This is a genomic window from Tranquillimonas alkanivorans, assembly GCF_900115595.1.
GTDB classification, from domain to species: domain Bacteria; phylum Pseudomonadota; class Alphaproteobacteria; order Rhodobacterales; family Rhodobacteraceae; genus Tranquillimonas; species Tranquillimonas alkanivorans.
In genome coordinates this window covers 11,005-31,207 of the sequence record NZ_FOXA01000026.1, presented here as the reverse complement: position 1 = coordinate 31,207, position 20,203 = coordinate 11,005, and the positions used below count along the sequence as shown (strand labels likewise).

16 protein-coding genes and 1 pseudogene are annotated in these 20,203 nt (G+C 63.9%); 4 read left to right on the top strand and 13 right to left on the bottom strand.

Features of this window, described 5'->3' with window-relative positions; all coding sequences use genetic code 11:
- Nucleotides 1–109 precede the first annotated feature (109 nt).
- The 10 genes from BM162_RS18560 to BM162_RS18515 form a co-directional block, all read right to left on the bottom strand.
- Complete coding sequence (locus BM162_RS18560; protein WP_093424982.1) at nt 110–1,192, bottom strand: type II secretion system F family protein; 1,083 nt, start codon at nt 1,190–1,192, stop codon at nt 110–112.
- A 17-nt stretch (nt 1,193–1,209) separates the two neighbouring features.
- Nucleotides 1,210–2,946: a GspE/PulE family protein gene (locus BM162_RS18555; RefSeq protein WP_093424981.1), complete on the bottom strand. Its 1,737-nt coding sequence runs from the start codon at nt 2,944–2,946 to the stop codon at nt 1,210–1,212.
- Between the two features lie 43 nt (nt 2,947–2,989).
- Nucleotides 2,990–4,003, bottom strand: a complete 1,014-nt coding sequence (pilP, locus tag BM162_RS18550) for a type IV pilus biogenesis protein PilP (RefSeq protein WP_093424979.1) — start codon at nt 4,001–4,003, stop codon at nt 2,990–2,992.
- Nucleotides 3,987–5,303 carry a type 4b pilus protein PilO2 gene (gene pilO2, locus BM162_RS18545; RefSeq protein ID WP_093424977.1) on the bottom strand — a complete coding sequence of 439 codons (1,317 nt, stop codon included), beginning with the start codon at nt 5,301–5,303 and terminating at the stop codon, nt 3,987–3,989. The genes pilP and pilO2 overlap by 17 nt, the downstream gene beginning before the upstream one ends.
- A gap of 32 nt (nt 5,304–5,335) precedes the next feature.
- A complete protein-coding gene (locus BM162_RS18540) occupies nt 5,336–6,916 on the bottom strand; it encodes a secretin GspD/PilQ domain-containing protein (RefSeq protein WP_093424975.1) in 1,581 nt (526 codons plus the stop codon).
- A gap of 5 nt (nt 6,917–6,921) precedes the next feature.
- On the bottom strand, nt 6,922–7,803 hold the full coding sequence (locus tag BM162_RS18535; RefSeq protein WP_177215255.1) for a toxin co-regulated pilus biosynthesis Q family protein: 882 nt from the start codon (nt 7,801–7,803) through the stop codon (nt 6,922–6,924).
- A gap of 109 nt (nt 7,804–7,912) precedes the next feature.
- Nucleotides 7,913–8,722 carry a sigma-70 family RNA polymerase sigma factor gene (locus BM162_RS18530; protein ID WP_093424972.1) on the bottom strand — a complete coding sequence of 270 codons (810 nt, stop codon included), beginning with the start codon at nt 8,720–8,722 and terminating at the stop codon, nt 7,913–7,915.
- Between the two features lie 142 nt (nt 8,723–8,864).
- The gene (locus BM162_RS18525; RefSeq protein WP_093424970.1) at nt 8,865–10,952 is read right to left on the bottom strand and encodes a hypothetical protein; all 2,088 of its coding nucleotides are present in this window, start codon (nt 10,950–10,952) and stop codon (nt 8,865–8,867) included.
- Nucleotides 10,949–12,775 carry a hypothetical protein gene (locus BM162_RS18520; RefSeq protein WP_093424969.1) on the bottom strand — a complete coding sequence of 609 codons (1,827 nt, stop codon included), beginning with the start codon at nt 12,773–12,775 and terminating at the stop codon, nt 10,949–10,951. Before BM162_RS18520 ends, BM162_RS18525 begins: the two co-directional genes overlap by 4 nt.
- Nucleotides 12,772–13,074 (bottom strand): hypothetical protein, encoded by a 303-nt coding sequence (locus BM162_RS18515; protein WP_093424967.1) that lies wholly within the window; start codon nt 13,072–13,074, stop codon nt 12,772–12,774. The genes BM162_RS18520 and BM162_RS18515 overlap by 4 nt, the downstream gene beginning before the upstream one ends.
- Nucleotides 13,075–13,343: 269 nt before the next feature.
- On the opposite strand from BM162_RS18515, the gene BM162_RS18510 reads away from it, so the two are divergent.
- Both BM162_RS18510 and BM162_RS18505 read left to right on the top strand, forming a co-directional pair.
- The gene (locus tag BM162_RS18510) at nt 13,344–14,066 is read left to right on the top strand and encodes a hypothetical protein (protein WP_093424965.1); all 723 of its coding nucleotides are present in this window, start codon (nt 13,344–13,346) and stop codon (nt 14,064–14,066) included.
- 49 nt (nt 14,067–14,115) lie between these two features.
- Complete coding sequence (locus BM162_RS18505) at nt 14,116–14,331, top strand: MbcA/ParS/Xre antitoxin family protein (RefSeq protein WP_093424964.1); 216 nt, start codon at nt 14,116–14,118, stop codon at nt 14,329–14,331.
- Between the two features lie 459 nt (nt 14,332–14,790).
- On the opposite strand, the gene BM162_RS18500 is transcribed toward BM162_RS18505, so the two are convergent.
- Both BM162_RS18500 and BM162_RS18495 read right to left on the bottom strand, forming a co-directional pair.
- A complete protein-coding gene (locus BM162_RS18500; protein ID WP_177215254.1) occupies nt 14,791–15,468 on the bottom strand; it encodes an Hsp20/alpha crystallin family protein in 678 nt (225 codons plus the stop codon).
- A 119-nt stretch (nt 15,469–15,587) separates the two neighbouring features.
- Nucleotides 15,588–16,103 carry a hypothetical protein gene (locus BM162_RS18495; RefSeq protein WP_093424961.1) on the bottom strand — a complete coding sequence of 172 codons (516 nt, stop codon included), beginning with the start codon at nt 16,101–16,103 and terminating at the stop codon, nt 15,588–15,590.
- A gap of 562 nt (nt 16,104–16,665) precedes the next feature.
- Here BM162_RS18495 and BM162_RS18490 point away from each other — a divergent pair.
- Nucleotides 16,666–17,902: pseudogene (locus BM162_RS18490) on the top strand (IS3 family transposase).
- Between the two features lie 359 nt (nt 17,903–18,261).
- Here the strand turns inward: BM162_RS18490 and BM162_RS23355 are convergent.
- Nucleotides 18,262–19,086, bottom strand: a complete 825-nt coding sequence (locus tag BM162_RS23355; protein ID WP_245759336.1) for a universal stress protein — start codon at nt 19,084–19,086, stop codon at nt 18,262–18,264.
- 709 nt (nt 19,087–19,795) lie between these two features.
- On the opposite strand from BM162_RS23355, the gene BM162_RS18480 reads away from it, so the two are divergent.
- Nucleotides 19,796–20,203 (top strand): helix-turn-helix domain-containing protein (locus BM162_RS18480; RefSeq protein WP_143096218.1); only part of this gene is annotated, 408 nt, incomplete at its 3' end.

Sequence of the window (20,203 nt, the reverse complement as noted above, 5' to 3'; positions counted from 1 at the left end):
ACTCCGGCGCGGGGCAGGGTTTTCTCTTCAATGGAAATATGCGCCTGCCCTGACCTTCGGTAATTTCCCCGACCCATGGCGGAGCCAGGGCCGAGGAAGGCGGCACGGATCAGAATTGTCCGCTGGAAGCAGCCTGCTCGATCAGGCCCTGCAGCTGGAAGAGTGTCGCAGCGATCGTGGCAACGGTGGCGAATACCCCGAAGAGCAAGGCATTCTGAATCAACGCCATGTTTCGCCTGGTGTTCGCCACCGTCTCCTCGATGTAGCTCTTGGTCAGCCTATCGATGTTGGCCCCGAAGTTCTTGTGTTCAGAGTACACCGTGAGAAGGCTGGCGATCTTGTTGGACGGAAACGCGTGGCCAGTGTCGAGCATGGCGTCACCCAGTGATCGGCCGGCGTTCATTTTCCGAATGAGGGCGTCGGTCCGTTCGCGCATGTAAGGCGTCGCATTGGCGGAAATCCGGCGCAGAGCGTTTTCCACGGAAATCCCGGACGAGACATAACCGGAGACGCTGAGAAGGAAACTCGCGCCCTGGATCGACTTGTAGATGTTGTAGGGCGGGAGCTTTTCCACCGCGCGCCGCGCAGAACCGCGAAACCGGCTCATGGTCAGGAACACGGCAGCCAGGAACGCCGCGATGATCCCGAGGCCAAGAAAGAGGTAGCTCTCGACGAAGCCCGAAACAGTGTACATCGTCGCCGGAAGACCGGTCCAGAGACTGGGATCCATGACCGCCGCGAAGGTCGGCACCATCTCGGTCGAGAAGCCGTAGAGGACGGCAAGCAGGACCAGCACGAGGACGGCAGGGTAGGTGAGGGAGCCCAGGATGGCACCCCGGATATCGGCGTTGGCCTTGGTGGCATCGAGAGCATCGCTGAGCGCGTTCACGAGGTTGTTCTTTTCTTCGCCGGCAGCGATGATCAGCTCTTCGGCCTTGGTCACCCAGCCGCGCATCGCCACGGAAAGCGGACGCCCTTCCGCGACGCCTGCTCGCCACTCCCGCAGCATCAGGGCCAGCGGTTCCCGCGGCTTGCGGCCGTTCTGGGTATAGACCCGCCCGATCTCCTCGAGAGCCTCGGTAACACCGACACCCTGCTCGGTGAGCTGGGAGATCAGCATCAGGATCTCGCGCTTCTGCCCTGGGAAGGAAAGCTTGGCGAGAAACCATTCCAGTTTGTTCATGCGGCTCATTGCGGGCTACTCCTTCCTTAGTCGCGCGCCTGCGGCTTGGGCCCGATCCAGCGCTCCAAGGCAGCCTTGTGTGCAGGCGTCGGGCGCATCAGCGCGACCGTGTTTTCGAGGATCACCGGGCTCACTTCGCCGCTGAGAACGCGCCTCCAGCCGTTCCCGAGAAGGTCGAGACCGCCAAGTTCGCTGAACCAGTAGTCGCGCGCCTGTGCCTTCTGGCCGTTGCGGAGCAGTTCCATGAACTGGTCATCTGGAATGATCGTCTCGGCAACCAGGCTGCGGCCCGAATAGCCGTCCTGACAGTGCGCGCAGCCGGGACCGGCGACGTAGATGTCGTCGCGCGACCAGCCTTCGGGCGATGCCTCCAGCATCGCGTCGATGCGCTCGAGCATCAGGTCGTCGATTTCGGTGGATGTGCCGATCGCGTCTTCCAGTTTGACCCGGCAGTTCGGACAGGTCTTCCGGACCAGGCGCTGCCCGACGAGACCCGAGAAGATCGTCGCGTCGTAGGCGAGATGCGGCTTGAGGCCCATCTCGACGAGACGCGTCAGAACATCCATCGCCGAGTTCGCATGCAACGATGCCGCAGTGGGCGCGCCGGCGAGCGCCTGTTCCACAGCAAGCTCGACCGTCGCAAGGTCGCGGATCTCGCCCACCATGAGCCAGTCAGGGTCAGAGCGCAGGGCGGCCTTCATCGCCTCCGAGAAGGCCTCTTCACGATCGTCGTGCCCTTGCGCAACAACCGGCATCTGGCGGGCCGCACCGTCCGCGATTTCGTATTCAACCGGATCCTCGACGGTCATCAGGTTGATCTGCGCCTCGCCGCTTTTGCCGCGACGGCGGTCGTAGACGTGCTGCAGGGCGGCAGTCAGGGAGGTGGACTTGCCCGAGCCGGTCTTGCCCGAGAAGATGGAGATGCCCGTCGGCCGGGCGAACATCGTCTGGATCTGCTGAATCTCTTTCTGAGTGTATCCCAGACCCTCGAGGCTTTGGGTCTCCGCATCGGCGTAATGCACCCGCGCCACCATGTGGCGGCCGTTGCTGATCGGGTTGAACTGCAGGCGCAGGCCCTGGACGCCCGGAGGCAGGGAGGTACGCGCTGACGACAGTCGCCCGAACTGGTACGAGCCCGGCTGGTAGTTGGCGTGCGACTGCTCGGTAAGCATCGAGAAGATGGCCGCGACCATGCTCTCGCCGACGGTCTTCGCGAGGGTCTTCACCGGACGCAGAACGCCATCCTGGCGGAATTCGACCGTGGCCTTATCGACGCGCACCGTGATGTGGATGTCCGAAGCGCGGGCCGCGGCGGCGTCCCGGATCGTCTCGATGAATTGGGTCTGGTAGAGGGACTCGCCCGTCCGCTTGGTGTAGGTGCTTTCGAGGGGTTGTCCGGCCTCGCGGTACAGGGCATCGATCGTCGCCGCATCGACGGCGCGCTTGATGCCCGCCGCACCGGCAACGGCTTCGATGGTCTTGATCGAACTCCGGAGTCGTGCCTCGTTACTCGCTTCGCGCGAGTAGTAGATTTGTCCGTCGGACGAAGCGATGAGATCGGGCCGCAGGATGGCGTCGATCTCCGCGACGCCACCCGTGGAGGTGATGACCCGGCCGGACAAATGGATTTCGTCTCCCGTCGACGGCTCCCGGACGACAACCGGAGGCATGTCCGGAGTGGTCGCCGCTTCGTCGGCCTCCGGGGGATGCTTCAGGAGGCGCTGCAGAAACGGCAGCTGCGTTGTGATCGTCTGGAGATCCATGATCAGGTCCTTTTCGACAGGGTGAGAGGGGCGCAGGGGCGCCTCACTCGGCAAAGGTTCCAAGCGGAATGGCCCCGCCAGGGCGGAACGACTGCCCCGAGGTGCCGGCTTGGGCCGCCTCGACGCGCGGTCCGACGGGCACTACGCTGATCGCGCCAGTCGGCGCCCACTTGAGGCGAACCCCGTTCGGCCGGACCTCGCGTACGAGAAGGCCGGAGGCCAGCATGTCACCCTGACGCATCACGACCCTGCGGCCGTCGAGGTAGTCGCCGTAGGCAACGAGCTGGCCGGCGGAGCCGACGATCTCGGCCACGCGCGGAAGTTCCGGCATGGGAGCGATCGTCGCCTCGTAGGCAGGCGCCTCCTCCTTGGATGCGTCGTTGCCTACTTCGCTGCTGGAGTCTTCAGCCTTCTCAGTCTGCGGCTGCATTGCCGGAACCTGGTTACCGAAGGGGTCGTTCTGCTGCTTCTCGGCCTCGACCTCACCGCGCAGCGATCGCAGTTCGGCTGCAGTCGACTCGAGCAGGAGCATGGCATCGATTTGCTGGCGCAGGGCCTTGAGGCGAAGTCCACCAACTTCGTTGCTCTGCACCAGGAACGCTTTCTCGCGGCTCAGCGCGTCGATGCGGTCCAGGCTGATTTCTTCGAGGCCGCCAACTTCCTTGAGCCCCGCCTGCAGGTCGCGGATCATGTCGTTGGTCCGTGCCGACAGCGCGTCGATCTCGGATTTGGTCTCGGGCTGCGGCTTGGCAGTGGATGCACCGGTTTCGCCGGTGCCGGACGCCATGACGCCCTCGGCCGCCTCCTTTGCTCCGACGCCCGCGAACGGGTCATTGTCGGAGACCGAGGCAGGGGAGGGATGGGCCTTCTCGGTTGCATCCGGGGCTGCGCTCGGCTTGGATGCCACAGGAGCTTGCTCAGGCTGATCGAGCGCCACATCACCAAAGAGATCCTGAAAGCTCGAAGACTTGCCCTGGGCGACTTGAGCAGAGGTCTGGCCCGCGAGAGCGCCGATCAGCGCGGTCGTGATGAGTGCGTTTTTAACGAAGGGCCGCATATGCCTCTCCTTTCAAGGTATAGACGGGATCTGCTTCTCCCGAGGAAGATATGGCCGTGAGAACGAAGCCAGGAATCGTCGACAGGACGTCTTTCCAGACATGCGCTCGCTCGGTTGTGATCGTGACTTCGGTGCGGCCGAACCGGGCCCGGTACTCCGGGTCTCCGAAATCGAGGCGCTTCTGAGTGCCGAGAACGAGACTGGCGCCCTCGATATTCGCGGCCATGACCAGCTCCTTGCGGATGTCGGCATTCGCCATCAGCGAAACATCCGGGTTGCGCACCGCATCCGTGGTCAAGGTGGTGGTCAGGGTAAAGCCGGAGCCGTCGCGCTCGAAGCTCGACAGGGAGGTGTCGGCGGAGAGGTTTGTCTCGATCCACTCGTCGACCCACGCCATGTAGCCCCAGTCGGCCTTGTAGTCGTGATGCGCGGCGCCGCCGGCGATATCGCATTCGAACAGGGAAATCGTGTAGCCGGCAACAACGGGAGGAACGGCGGCCCGTGCTTCGGCGCAGGCGTCGAATGCATCCGTCACCTTGCGTACCTCCAGCCACGGCTTGCGCTGATCGTATCTGGCATGCCTCTGCTGGCGGACCTCGGCATCGGAGGGCCCGACAGGCACATTCACGATCGGCTCGGCGGGCCGAATCTGTTGAGGGACAGGGTCCGGTTGCAGTGCGAATGCGCCGATCGCGAAGATCGCGGCGATGGACAGACCTCCCGCCACTATCGGCACCTTGAGGTTCGACAGGGCGGAGACGCGCATCGACTTGTCGAAGTCAAGGTTTTCGAGGTACTCGAGGCCCCGTGCCTTCAGGACATCGGTCTGTCGCAGGGGGTCGAGTTCGTCCCGGTCGTACCAGCCGGCCGGAACGACGACCTCGGACGCGGCGAACGGCTTCGCATCGAGGAATGCCGCGAACGCCTCCTGCTCGCCCTCGATGACGAGATCGCCATCGGGCATGATCGTGCCGTTGCTGCCGAAGCAGACCCAATACTCGCCTCCGGGCAGTTGCAGGGCAATCAGCCAGGCGCGGTCCGGGTTCGCCTTCGCGACAGCGGCTGCAGCGGAATAGGCGGCCGGAGCGCGGTCGCCGGCCTTGCCGCCGAGTGCGAATTGCTCTGCACTCTTGGCGGCGCGATTGTAGGCGCGGACCCCCGCCGGCTCCTTCATCTTGCGAACGAGGTTGCTGGAATACCGGGCGGCATCCTCATCCGCACCGAGGAGGAACCAGGACAGGCCGAGAGCGACCTTGGCCGGCTTTCCTGCTCCCTTCGGCTGGACTTCAATGATCTGCATGGACTGAGGCTCCTATGAAGGGCTCTCCCGCATCAGCGGAAGAGGCCTTTTTGCGTGTCCTCGTCGAGGATCTGCGGCCGGACGAGCACGAAGATCTTGGTGTTCTCGACGGTGGCATTGCTTCGGCCGCCCAGACCCCAGGCCGCCGGACTGAACGGGCCCTGGCGGTCGCGGTCAGCTTTGGAGCGGCTCGTCGACGCGATCAGCATCGTCTGTCCGTTCTCGAGGCTGACGCTCTGCATGAGTTCGGAAACCGAGGTAATCGGAAGCTGAACCTGGCTGCCCGCGGAGGAGAACTCGGAAATGTCGATGATGTCAGTGAGCTTGCCGCTCATCTTGAGGTAGATGTCGCCGTCTCCGAGGATGCGCGGGGTGACAACAAGATCGAGACCGGAATCCACCGTGCTTGCGACAAGGTCCGTCGAGGCGGTGCCGTCGTCGTCGCGCGTCGTGGTGACGTTGGAGACATAGGAGGTCTCCTGTGCGACCTTGACCGGGGTTGGGGTGTTGTTCAGAGCCACCACGCTGGTCGTGTTGAGAAGGCTGGCGCGTCCATGCCTATTCAGGACATCGAGGACAGCAGTCGTACCGGACAGGTCTCCATCGAGGATGGAGCCCGAAACACGGGGGCCGACGGCATCGACGCCGGCGGGATTGCTGAACGACAGGTCGAGGGAGTTCTCAAGAACGCTGTTCAACACGGCATTGATGTTGGTCGAGCGAGCGTCGCTCTCGTTACTCGTCCAGCTGACGATGTCGACCGTCACCGCGACCTGACGCGAAAGGCGGTCGTTCTCGCCGGCGATGAAGCGCGCAACGCGCTCGTGCGTCGCATCGGTGCCGGTGACCACGAGCGAGCCGGTCGTTCGGTTCAGCGAATAGCTGGCATTCTTGTCGGGCAGGGCGGCTTTCAGCCCGTCCTCGAAGTCGCGCCAGTAATCGACCTGCAGGCTCGAACTGGTCGAGGAGACCGTCGAGGAGGTGCTCAGGGTCGAGGAGTCGATCGCCACGGCGTAGGAGCGGGTCTGCGGCCCGATCAGCTTCACGACGCCGCCCTCGTAGGTCCAGTCGGCCCCGAGATTGGCCGCAACGCGGTCGAGGATGCCGGAGAGCGGACCCTCGTACTCGACCCAGAACTGGGTGCTGGTCGGATCGGCCCCGGCGGAAGCGTTATCGGTGAAGGAGGGGTTCTGGAACGGGTCATGCGACATGTCGGCGTCGTTCCGGACGGACCCTTCGCCGCTGGGTGCGTTCATCAGGTCGTCGTAGATCACGCGGATCCCGGTCGCCTTGTGGACCATCTCTGCGAAGGCGACCACGTTCACCCGGGCCGAAGACTTGAGTACGATACCGTACTCGCCCTCGTACTTCGCGGGCAGTGCGTCGCCGGTGCGGATGCGCCGGCCGTCATTCCCGAGGTAGAGGCCGTCCTCGACGACGAGGTTGGTCGGACCGCTCTTGGTCTGCACCCGGTCGAACATGTCCGACATCTCTTGCGCCGAGGTGTAGTCGCGATCGAGGCGGCCTTCGGCAGTCGTCATGACCTGGCTGGAGCAGGCGGAAAGCGCCGCAACGGAGGCGCACACGAAAAGGAGGGAGCGAAGTTTGGTCATGGGGTTCACCGGCCGCTGAATTCGTTGGAGGTGGAAATCACGAGCACCTGGTTCTCCGGGAACACCGCGCCGCGGATCGGCGGCGTGGCGTGCTCGAACGCGCTGAGGGTCTTGCCGACCGCATCGAGGAAGCTGCCCTCGATCGTGGCGTTCGCCGTCAGGTCGTAGTCATAGGGAGCTTCCCAGATCAGCTGGTAACCGGCGTGCTGGGACCACGCGTCGAGGGTTTCGCGCAGGGATGAACCACGTTCAGTGCGCCAGCCCTCGTCGGTGACGAGGATCTCGGCTTCGTCAGAAGCGATGTCGTGGACTTCCTCGGAGACTGTCGTCTTCGAGCCGACACTCTGGATCGGCGGGCGATAGTCGCCAAGAGCATTGGCGCGCCGGATTTCATCGGGATGCGCATAGCCTGCCTCCGAGGCCGGAGTTTCACCACCCCGGCGGTGGAGTTCTGCTTCGGGATTGTCCTGAACGCCGCGAATGACGCCGTCCGCACCCATCGGTGCGCGGCGGTGCGGTGCATCGGTGGAGCCGACCTCGTCGAGAGCGTCAGGGCCAACAAGCTCGACCCCGGTCGGCGCTTCAGCCGTCGGGCGCGGAGATGCGGCCTCGAACACGGCGGAACTTCCGGCTTCGGGAACGCCATTCTGGGGCGCGGCCGTCAGCGGATAATCCTTGAGGATGCGGTTGCTGGGCTTGTCGGCCACCGGCGCGACCTTGGCGTCGCCGGAGTCCAAGGGTGCATCGTCGGTCGTGTCGACCGAAGGCGCCATGGGGCCATCCGGCGTTTCCCAGTAAAACGGCGTGTCTTCTCCCGGCATTACGCCGGCGAACACGGGAGCCGCAGAGGTGAGAACAATAAGTGCGATAGCCGTGGAGTATTTCATCTGTAGCGTCCCGGTTTCGGTTTCGTCATGCTGTTGAGGAAATAAGCGCAGCTCTCTGATCTCGGAAAAAGCGAGCGGAGAAGAGGCGCTGCGCCACCATGGATGGCCGTCAGACGGCAAATTGATCGATCCCGGTGATGCCGGCTTTCGCCAGGCGCTCCCGGATCTTGGAAAGGGCTTCAGCTTCCAGCCGCCGGACGCGTTCTCCGGAAATGCCGATTTCCGATCCGATCGACGCGTAGCTCGGCGGTTTGCTGTCATCGGAGGTGTTCCGGCGTACGACGATCAGTTTTGACCGCTCATCGAGCCCGGCCATGGCGTCCTTGAGGACGGCAAACATCCGGTCATTGTCGACGCTGCGGAGCGCGTCGCCTTCGACATCGGCATCCGAAGCGAGGGTCGCCGGGGTTTCCTCGTCACCGATCACGCCGGAAAGGCTGCGCCCGGGCTTGAGGGCGCGCTGGTAGGAATCGAAGTCGCCGAGGGAGAACTTGTGCCGCGCGCAAATCGCGGCACGCTCCTCCTGCGTGGCGGGCGCGCCCTTCATTTCTTCGAGCATTGCAAGATCGCCCAGGACCCGGGAAAGCATCCTCTTGGTCCGGCGCGATTTAGGCAGACGGATGGTTCCCCTGAACTCCATCGCGTGCACCTGGATGTGGCTCGTCACATGTGGCTTGGCGAGAGTGCTGACGCGGTATCCGCGCTCCGGGTCGAAGTTGGAAAGCGCGGCCATGAAGCCGATCCTTCCCTCCTGGAGGAGGTCATCGATCTGCATATGCTGCGTCGCGAATTTCCGCGCGACATTGAGGATCATCGGGTCGTATGAGTGGATCAGGCGCGCGAGCGCGGACTCGTCTCCATCCTCTTTCCAGGACTTGACCAGGGTGTATTCCGTCGCTTTGTCGAGGAGATCTCGCATCAGGGCCGATCCGCTAATTCTGCATCTCCCGAGGAAATACGGCTCGATGCAGCGGATCAGTAATCTCTGTCAGGTATTGCCGCCGGGCCGCCGGCGGGTGCGGTTCGCGGCCAGGGGCGGAGGAGGCCGCCCCTGACGGAAATCAGCCCTCCGGCGTGACCTTGAGGCGGGAGGCGGCACCCTTCACCACCTTCGCGAGAGCGGGCATTTCCGCCCCGACCGCGCCGATGGATTTGGACCCGAGCGTGAATGCCCCGGAAATCATCGGGCCTGCGACCGGGACCGCGCTGATCGCGGTGGTGGCGAGGATCGTCCCCGACTTCTTGGCAAACCCGAGGGCCGAAGTCGTGGTCTGGACAGCCTTGTCCGCGAGCGGACTGTCGCCACTGGCACCGACGAACTGCTGCACCATCACCTCGATCTTCTTCGATGTTGCCGAGGCCGTGATGCCGACGAAGAGAAGAGCGAGGAGCCAAGGGCTCGTCGCATCCATCGGGATAGACTTGAACATCAACCCGTCCGCGCCGAGCACCCGCATCAGGAACATCTTGAAGCCGCTCATCGAGGTGGGGGAGGCGATAGCCTCTCCCTCGGGATAGGCGTCGGTGCCGACGAAGGTGTTGAAGAACGGCACGATCTGGGTGAGCAGCACCAGGATGAGCAGGTTCAGGATCGCCATGGTGACGCCGGCGGCCATGGCGCCGAGTGCGATCCGGAAGGCCGAGGCGGCGTACCGGCGGGTTCCGGGAAAGATCGCGCTTACGGCCAGAACGGGCGAGAAGGCAGCGACGACGAAGACCCGCAGGGCGATGTCGACCAGCATGAAGATCATCCGGACCGCGGAGAGGGCGAAGACGTAGACGAGAAGGGAGCCGATGACGATGCGGATAATTGTGCTGACGAAGCCCTCGACACTGATCCAGTTCGTGAGGTTCTTCATCTTCGCGACGATCTTGTAGTCGTCCTCGTAATCCTTCTCCTGGGCGAAGATCGTGGCGGCGCCGGCGGCGATGCCCATTGCGTGCACGCGCTCGACGATGCAGCCGACCATGACCATGTCGTCGATGAAGCTGGTCCGCGGATCGGCCTCGGGATCGCTGATGCCTTCGCTTTCGGCGTAGCGCGCGATCGCGTTGAGGTGCGTCCGGCCACAGCCGAGCGTGGGGTCATTGGTGTCGTATTCGGTGTTGGCGTACATCACGTAGGCATGGATGAGTGCCTGGCGCGTCTCAGTATCGAGGGAAAGCCAGGTCGCTTCGACCTCGGAAATGTCTGTCGTGAATCCCTGGAAGTAGCTCGTTCGGAGCGGGATGCCGATGATCTTGATGTGGCCCTCGCGTTCTTCGCCGAAGGTGCGGCGCTGAACGAGGTAGGTCTCGATCAAAGAGCGCCATTCCGGAGAAAGCTGGTCCGGCGGGGCCTCATAGCCATTGACCGCGGCCACGAGCACGCCGTTCGCGCCTTCGCGAACCTCATTGCCAAGGCCGAAGGAAACCTCGAGGACCTGCGGGCCCGTGGCATCCCACAAGGTCTTGTCGGAGTTCGGCAGGATGGCGGCGCCCATGAGGAGGGTGACCACGATCGATGTGGCGATGGCGCGCTTCGCGAGCATCGAGAACAGGTCGCCCGGCGTCGCCTCGTCGCCGGCCAGGAGGATGCGGCCGATCTGGTAGAGCGCGTAGAGACCGAAGATACCGCCAATCAGGGCGAGAGACAGTCCGCTCCAGAACTCGAAGACCGCCTCGCTGGCGAGACCCAGGGAGAGAGTGATGAAAGCCGTGAAGCTGCAGGTGTAGCAGCCGTGGCCGGATGCGCCGGTGGCGTAGTTGAAGAAGCGCAGGACGTCGGATTCGGTATTCGGATCAGGAACGCCGGTCCCGCCGCTCGCGCGCGTCGACCAGAAATCGTAGCTCTCCCGTGCCTGCTTGGCCTTTTCGGTTCCGAACACCCAGTCGAACCCGGCGGCTCCGAATTCGGCCGCCTCATACAACAGGCCGTCTGTCCCGCCGGTGATGTTGATGGCCTCGCCGATGGTCGTGCGCACCATCCGCTCCGCCGCCGACATTTCCGCGGGAGGCTCCGGGAGTTCGTCGGGCAGGTCGAAGATGCCTCCGGTTTGCGCAAAGGCCGGCTCGGCCGCCGGCAGTGAGCCGCAAAACGCCAGAAGCGCAATGACGGCCAGACTGCGCAGCACCAGCAGCATTCGCGGAAGAAGGGCTGGCCGGATCATTGCTTCGCCCCCGGCACGATGTCCTTCACGGCAGGAGCGTCGCTGAGGCCGAGATCGGTGGAGGCGTCAAACATCCGCTGCGCAGCACCGCCGCCGACCTTGTCGATATCCGGACCAGCCCCGGGGAAGGCCGCGCGCCATCCGTCGGACAGCGCCCGGCCCCCGTGGCGTCCGATAGCCTTACTGCCGGCAATCGAGGTCATGGCGAAGAGCTGACCGCTCTGCTGGGCGAGAGCCATCGAGGATTTCGCCGTGTTCAGGGCGGTCTGCGCCAGGGTGTCCTGGTTCTGGGTGCTCAGAACGGACTCGATGATCTTGATGATGGCTTTGGCGATCGAGGGGATCGCGAGGCCCGACAGGAGTAGATACCAGGTCCAGGGCGCCGAGAATGTCAGGGGAACCCGCGGCACCCCGACGGCGACGCCGTGGGTCGCGGCGAGGAAGTCCTTGTAGCCGAGCAGCGACGGCCCGATCGGCAGGTACTGGAGATCGGCGTAGGGACCCACGGACTGCGCGTGCATGTTGTAGACATCGACCGTCTGCAAGAACAGCGTGATCGCGACCGCTCCGGAGATCGCCAGCGCAATGGCCGTGCCGATGGCGCCGACGAGCTGCATGAAGGCCTGCCCGACCAAGGGCCGGGACGACGGGAAGAGCCACATCATCGCGAGAGCGGGGGAGAGGGCGGCGGTCACCAGGCCGCGGACGATGATGTCGAGCACCAGCATGATCAGGTACACGGCCGACATTGCGAAGATGAACATGAACAGGAAGCCCATAATGATCTGGATCATCGCGTCGATCAGGTAGCTGCCGTAGACAGCCGTCGTGTCACCGAACTGGGCGTCGGCCGTCAGGATGCTCAGACCGGTCGAGAATCCGAGGATATGCACCCGCTCGATAAAGCAGGACTGGCTGGTCGACGAGCGGATGAAGGCCATGTCGATGTCGCCGGACCGGTGACCTTCGACCGATACTCCGGCCTCCACGTAATCCTCGACCCTCGAGAGATTGAGGTCGCCGCAGCCGAGCGTGGGGTCGTATTCCGCCTCGTAGGCATCCTGCATGCGCTGTTGAAGCTGCTGCTTCTGGATGAGCTTTGCCCGGATATCCGCGTATTCCGGATACTGCTGAACCGTGCGCTCGTACCCGACCCTTTGAGCTTCTGCTGTGGAGTAGCCCTGCTTTACCAGCTCCATGGTCTCGTTCTGGTGGTAGCTGGTGGCTGCCTGGTACATCGCGGTCTTGTCTGCGGGGACCTGGTAGCTGGCCCCAGGGGGAGCCGTGATGAGGTTCTCCTGGGCCGGCGCCATCCGATCGGCGATGGAGCCCCGGATCTCGGCCGTAAGGTCGAACACCTTGTCGAGGTAGAGCGGCCCCACGATGCTGTGCAGCGTGGTGTTTCCCGTGCCGAACGAGGCGATGGGCGCGCCGGAAATAAGGACGGCGACCAGCGAGAAGGCCACGATCGTCTTGAGCTTCGACATCAGGAACGCCGTCGGCTTGACGTCGCCCGCGGCGAGTTCCCGGCCGACCTGGAACAACAGGTACAGCCCGCCGATGACCGGCAGCAGGACGAGCGCGTAGCCTCGGAAGAGCATGAATACGGTCTGGCTGATGAGGTTCAGCGCGCCGCTGAAATACCCGAAGAAGCCGCAGGTCAGGCAGGAGGCGCCGTTGGCGCCGGTCGCGTAGTCATAGAGGCCCTCGATCTGACGCCAGGTCCAGGAATCTTCGTACTGCAGACCGCTCGCGAAAGCAGGCCCGGCGACCAGCAGGAAGAGGGCGGCGAGCAGCGCCGGAGCGATCTGGCTGAGTTTCATCGCGCGGTCCTGTAGTGGGCATTCACGAAGGCGCGGAGTTGCGCATGATCGAGGACCACGCGGCCCCGGGTGTCTCCCCCGTGCTTGTGGTTCTGGACAACGGCGACGAAGTCGTAGAGCAGCGGGTCACGACGGGCGATGACAAGCAGGACCTTCTTGCAAAGGTCCGACAGGCGTAGGCGCGAAGACTTGAAATCCTCCGGCCCGAGCTTGTCGCGCAAGATGTCGCCGCTGTCGTCCCTGCGACCGATGACGAGAAACTCGCCGGCTGCGATCGTCGTCTCTTCCGAAAGCTTCATCGTTGGTTCTTCGCGTCGGTTGAAATCCTCCCTTGGATATATGCGCACGGGCCATTTCCCGGCATTTGGCCCGGGCGGGGATAGCCCGGTAATCGCCGCCGAAAGAAAGACAGACAGGCAGACAGGCAGTCAAACAGGCAGGCGGGCTGGCGCCCCGGCCGAAGTAGCCGTGCGGCCGGCTCCTTTGCTACCCCTCCAATGGGGCGCCATTTCCTCCTTATGAGATCGGCAGCATTCAGATTGCCCTCGCATTCCCCTGGCATTGAAGAATGACCGGGTCGGCCGCGGCTATTCCCTCACCGGGGATTGGTGCATACCCGGGTGGGAGTGCCTCCTCTCTCCCCTTTACGAGAAGCGATACATCGCACTCCCCCTACAGGGCTTCTCCCCTACAGCCTTTCCTAAGCAATGCTGGTGAGGTTGTCGGGATCGGAGACCTGGCGCTCCTCCTTGGGCTTGAGGGCGATGCTGACGCGAAGGCCGTTTGCAGAGCCTTCGGCCGCTTCACGCTCTTCGACGCGGAGCTCGAGATCCAGGAGACGCCGATCTGTCGGCAGCGGACCGAGACATGGGAGGTCCGGGTCATCCGGCACCGACCCCGCTGCCGCCTTGCGCTGCGCCGCGACGCGCGTGGTGAATGGCTCCACGATGCCTCGGCCGTTCCCGCCGATGTGCTGGAGTTCCTTTGCGCGAAGGAGGGCAGGGACGGGCAGATCGTGACCCACCGCCCGTGGAAGTCCTGGCGGAAGATGAGCTGGGCCCGCGGCCGCGGCCGCAGGAGGCGCGCCCGGAGCGGAGAGTTCTCGGCGATCGTCGAGATCGAAGGCGTCCGCCGCCCCACGGGACATGTCGCGTCTCAGATCATCGTCTCGCCGACTTCCCGCCGCGCCGCCGGCCCGATCGTGATCCCGCTGCCGTGCCCAACCTCCCGGATCGCCGAGGCCGTGCTTTCTATCCGACGCGCCTGCGAGGAAGCCCTGGCCGCGGCCTGAAGCGGAATAGCATCTTCCACGGTAGGGCTCCCCTGAGTAGGATGAATGCATGACGCAGAAGGCACCCAACTCGGCAGATGTCGCCCGCGCGCTTGAGGTTGCTGCCCGGGTGTATCGCGGCGACCAGGACATGATTGTCCGGTTCATGGAGACACCGCACCCTAAGCTGTCGGGACGCACCCCACTCGAGGCGTCAGAGGAGGCAGCCGGCGCGGACCGGGTGATCGATCTTCTTCGGAGCGCAGAGAGCGGGTTTCCCGTGTGATGCTACCCCACCACTGACCAAGCGACGGGACCGCAGGCCGGCCGCCAGGAGTGTTTGCGCGCGGGCGCGGTTTCCCGGCCCAGGGAGGGACGGAGGACAACGCTTGGCATCCGGGAGGCTCATCAGGCGGCTCTGACCAGAGGGCGCGTTGCGGTAAGCCTGTGAGCAGCATCTGAGGGAAAAGGGGGAGGGAGAGCGCCGAAAGGGGAGTGCCGGGTCTCCGGAGGGCAAGTCCGGAGACCCCTGGGTCCGTAGGGAAAGATGGGAGGGGGAGGCAGGGCAAGGGCAATGCCCTGACGGACCTCGGCACACAGGCGTCACCGCCTTCTATACTCAAATATGGGTGCGATTGGTCCGACACAAAAAATCGCCGGTGCCGAATATCGGGGAAATCCGCGCAAGCCGCCCCTCGGGCAGGGTGATGCAGTCAGTCAGTCAGCCTGTCTGTCTGTCTGTCTTTCAGGACAGGGCGGAGGAGGCATCATCCTCGATGATGTCGATCCTCTTCTCCGAGTGCTTCGTCTCTTCCGTCTTGGGAAGCACGACGTGCAGGAGCCCCTTGCTGATGGTCGCCCGGACCTTGTCGGCATCGACCCCCGACGGCACGAACACGGAGCGATGGAAGGGGCTACCCGTTGGGAGCGGCTTGCTCTTGATCGTCAGAAGGCCCGAACTCAGGACGAGCTCGAGACTCTCCCGGGTGACATCAGGCAGGAGAGTTTCGATTTCGTAGGCATCGCCCTCATCGTGAAGGTCGAGATCAGCCCGCAGGTCCATGATCTGCGGCCGCGGCCCAACCTCCTCGAAGCCTCCGATGAAGAAGTCATGAACCTTCCTGTGCAAGCCCGAGGCGTCGCGAACCGCCCCCTCTATTGCCGACACGCTCGACCGGGCGGCGGCAATGGCTGCGTCGCGCGATCCGAAAACGGCCGCGCCTCGGAGACCGGGTTGCACCGCTGCCCAGGACGGACGCTTGGAGGAGGTCTTCTTCACCGCGGCGGATGCCGGAGCATCCTGACGGTCCTGTGCGGGGCGCTCCGCGCGCCAGCCGGCGACCATTTCCTCCAGTCCCCGAAACGCGTTCTGCCGCGCATCGGCCGCGATACGACGATGCTCGATGAACCCGTAGACGCCCATCGCACCGAAGATCAGGATCAGCGTGACATCTGCGGTCGTAAGTCCAAGCAGTTCCATGGCAGCCCTCCGTGGCTCCATCTCAGGCCCTAAAGATAAGGGTGCGGGCCTCTCGCGTCCAGTCAGCCGCCGGCAGCGGCGCGATCCAGGACCCTGGCGATGGCTTCGAGCCCTTGCTTCGTCTTCTGTGCCTGCTCCAGCTTGTGGTGTGTGCGCTTGCGCATGCCGAAGGCGCCAAGCGCGATGATGCCGAGGAGCGCTGCACCGGGTGGGGAGACCGAAACCGTGCCGGCGGTCAGAGCGCCCGCGAAGCCCAGCAGGCTGCCTCCGGCACCGCCAAGCACGAGATAATTCCAGGTGCCGCTCTTGGCTTCCTCCAGGCGGTCCATCTCGATGTCGAGCCGGTCGACCTCCTCCTTGATGACCTCCGACATCTGCGCCGTCCGGTCCGCAAGGCGGTTTCCGCCGAGGCCTGACGGGTCCCTCAATGCCTGGGCCAGTTCCTCCGCCAGCGGGCGGCGACGCGGATCAAGAGCGATCGCGACGAGGAGCTGTCGCACCTCGCCCAGCTCGTCGTCACGCTCTTCCTCGAGCGCGCGCCTGAGGCGGGCGATTATCGTCTCCACCCGACGATCCATGACTCTGTCCCTCTGCGGCCCCGGCGGCACCCTGTCACAACCCGGCGGAGAGTGCCATACGGGCGCCCGGCGAGGCGCCGACCGGCGCGGATTGGGCACAACCGGATTTGCAGCAAGCGCAACCGGATTTGCAGCAATCGCCACTCGATTTGCAGCAAGCGCAACCGGATTTGCAGCATTGGTCGGATTCGGGACTGCCTTTCAGGGGGTTACGTCCTCTGAATCTTTGGGAATCTCTGGGAACCCAAGAGAAAGGGCCGCCCCGAGAGGCGGCCCGGTGAGATCTGGTGTTGGGAGGAGAGTCACCCCGGCGGAGGGCCAGGGTGGAGATGGGTGGATTATTCCTGTGCAAGGACATCCTGGACGAAGACATCCAGGGTCCGCTCGCTGACGTCCCGGGACACCGGCAGTGGGGTGGGGCACGGTTTCTTGAGACAGTCCGTAGCGCTATTTCTCTGAACCAGAGGAGTACGAGATGGACGACAAGAAGACGACGACCTCAGGCGCGACGGAGGCCACGGCCTCGTCGGCGCGCGCTCCAAACGCTGGCGACGACGGGGCCGTGGCCGGTGGCCCGAAGCGCTTCTCCGCGAAGCGCAAGCTGACGGCGGTCCAACGGCTGATGCGGGGCGAGAGCCTTGAGGCGGTATCTCGGGATCTGAACATCCCGGTCCATCGCCTGTCGGAATGGCGCGACCGCGTCCTTCTTGCGGCGGAAAGTGCGCTGAAGGAACGCGAGCGGGACGACCGGGACGCGGAGATCGCGCGGCTGCAGGCCAAGGTGGGCGAGATCACCATGGCCAACGAGTTGCTGTACGAGAAGATCGACAAGCTGGAGGGCGGGCGCCCTTTGGCCCGGAGGAGGTCGAGGAATGAGCCAGGCGCACTCGATCTCCACGCGGCGGCGTTACGGAGTGTCTCTGGTCTGTGAAGTCTGGCAGCTTCCACGAGCGACCGTGTACCGGCACCGCACCACGAGCAGCGCCGCCGCCAACGAGACGCAGCCGCCCCGCCGTCGTGGACCGAGAGGGGCGGCGCCCGACCATGTGCTCCTGGAGAGCATCCGCGCTGTCATCGCGTCGTCTCCCTTCACCGGGGAGGGCTACCGGAAGATCTGGGCGCGGCTGCGGATCCGCGGCATCCGAACGGCTGCCCGCCGAGTGCGGCGGATCATGAAGGAGAACAGCCTTCTGGCCCCGCAGCGTCCAGTTCAGCGGGACGCACGGCCCCATGACGGGACAATCGTGACCGAGAGGGTCGACGAGGTCTGGGGCACGGACATGACCCAGACCTTCACGACCACGCAGGGCCGGGCCTACGTCTTCATCGCGGTCGATCATTGCTCGGGTGAATTCGTCGGCACCCATGCCTCCTCCAGCGCAAGCCGATGGGAGGCGCTCGAGCCGATCCGACAGGGGGTCACCCGGCACTTCGGCGGCGTCGAGCCGGGCGTGGCCGCAGGCCTGAAGCTGCGCCATGACCACGGGTCGAACTACATGGCGGAGGACTTCCAGAACGAGATCCGCTGCTTCGGCATCACCAGTTCGCCCGCCTTCGTGCGTCAGCCCGAGGGCAACGGCGTGGCCGAGCGCGCCATCCGCACTCTGAAGGAACAGCTTCTCTGGGTCCGCCACTTCGCGACCGTCGAGGACCTCAGGCAGGCCTTGGCGGCCTTCGCCGCAGAGTACAATGCGTCCTGGCTGCGCGAGCGGCACGGACACAAGACGCCAGATCAGATCAGGGGCGAGCAGAAAGCCCTTGCAACCGAAGCCGCCACGGAGGCCAGATTGGCGGCATGACCAGCGCAGCGCGCTGTCTCATTTCCGTGCCCCGGTACAAGCCGTATCCGCACGGCCCCGCTTCATAACAAAAATGGAGGCGGTCTCCGTTCGCCCCCAGCTTTTCCACCAGCTTCCGGACATGATCTGACCTGTGCGGAACCGTGCCCAAGTGGCGCACATCGCCGCCACGCTCGTCCTTCGCAATCGCGACGGAGATGGTCGCCTTATGGACATCCAGTCCGATGAATATGCTATCCTGCATGTGGTCTCTCCCCCATTCTTGAGGCTCGGCGCCAGCCAATCTGGCGCAACCCTCGAACGGAGAATGCCGCGGGAGAGGCCGCCGACCCAGTCAGCTCACCGCCCGATCATGGGGTCTAATGGGACATGAACACGGGCACGGAGGTAGAGCGGACCACCTCATGAGTCACGCCTCCGAATATATCCTGAGAAAACTTGCTGTGTTCATAGGCGCCCATAACTATTAGTTTCGCACCAATTTCGTTAGCAGTCTTCTGAATCGAGCCAGCTATGCCGCGGCGCACCTCGGGAAGAGATATGTGTTCCGCCTCAATCCCGTGGCGCTCAAGGTGGCTTTTTATGCTGATAGCCTGCGGCGAATCATGAAGGAGGTTGCCGACCGTAACCAGAGAAACCTTCCGAGGCTTTTCTTCCAAAATGAACATTGAGTCGTTCAGAGCACGTGCTGCAGCGCGCTTCCCGTCCCAGGCAACCAGAGCGTGATCTGCGCGAGAGGTCGCCGTATAGCCGTCAGGAACCACCAGAACAGGTCGCCCGCTTTGCAGGGCGATGATGTCCGGGCTGACGGCCCGAAACTCGTCGGCAGGACGATTTGGATGGAATCCCGTCACTACAAAATCGAAATGTCGGCCGACTTCTGACGGCGATAAGTTCCCAACATCTTCAGGCTCCAAGAAACGCGAACGATCCGACATGCCGGCGGCCTCCACCTCAGCTTCAAACAGCCTTCGCGAGTCTTCGATCCTCGCCTTCCTGACTGAACTGAGTTTCTTTTTCATGTCGCCCGTCAGCTCCAGCACTTGGTCGAAGTACGAGGAAGTGTTCCCGTATAAAGCTGTCAGCCAGGCGTCGTGTCTCACAGCGATCTGTACGGCATGTCTGAGGCTGCTTGGGAAGGCTGCGCTTCCAGTGTGCGCAACCAGAATGTTCTTGATGCTCATCTTCGGTCCCTGCTCTTCAACTCGCACAACGTTTATCTGTCAGAAACTTAGACGTCTATGTTTTTCTTTGGCAACAGAGACCAAGAACCTCCAGCGGCTTGTTATAGAGTTCTGGGCCACGCTTGTCGGGGGCGCTCTCGTCAATTCACTTGGCTGCCCTACGCCCTTCCGGCCAGCGGCTGAACTTGTCGAACAGGGGTGTGAAGGTCTCAATCTCTTCGTGCGTCCAGCCGGACAGAAACTCGGCCAGCGTGGCCACCTTGTATGCCCGCAGGTCGAGGGCAGCGGCACGGCCCCCTTGCCGTAAGTTCTACGACGGTGCGGCGCGCATCGCTTTGACTCGGCGCCCGCCGGACGTGGCCCGACGCAATTAGATCGCTGACCAGGCGGCGGCTCCGCCCGAGGTCAAGCCGGAAAGCGCCCGCAACGGCTATAAGAAGACCGGGCGCCGGTCCCCGGACGACCGTCAAAACTCGACGCCTACTACGCCCTTAAACGCGCCGAGCGTGAAGCCCGCGTAGCCAGCCAGGGCTGCGATAACTGAGGTCTCCGCCCTGCCAGGCTACGCTGCCGTCGCGCCCACGGTGACATTCCTGCTTTGCACCGGCGGTGACATTTCAGGATGGTTGCAACACGCCGTTGTAGCGGGCACATTTTAAACTGCGTTGCGACAATCCCCTATCTTGCTGAAATGCAAGGAGAACGGACATTGGCCCGCGTAGAGCTGGACCTGCGCGAGCGGCGCGCCATCGAGGAAATGTTGAACGCGAAGATACCGGTGAGCAGGATCGCCGCTGAAATCGGGCGGCACCGTTCGACCGTCTACCGCGAGATCCGCCGCAATCGCTTCGAAGACGACGAACTGACTTACCTCAGTGGCTACTACGGGGTGAATGCGCAACGGTATGCAGACGCCAGGCGGACACGACGGCGCAAGCTGGTGCGCCTGGAAGAGCTCCGCGATGCGGTGGTCGCGCAACTGAAAGAAGGCTGGTCGCCGGAACAGATCGCCGGTCGCCTGGGCTATGAAGGCCTTCCTGTCCGGGTCAGCCACGAGACGATCTATGCCTACGTCTACGGCCCCGATGGCCGATCCGCTGAACTGGCGCGCTATCTG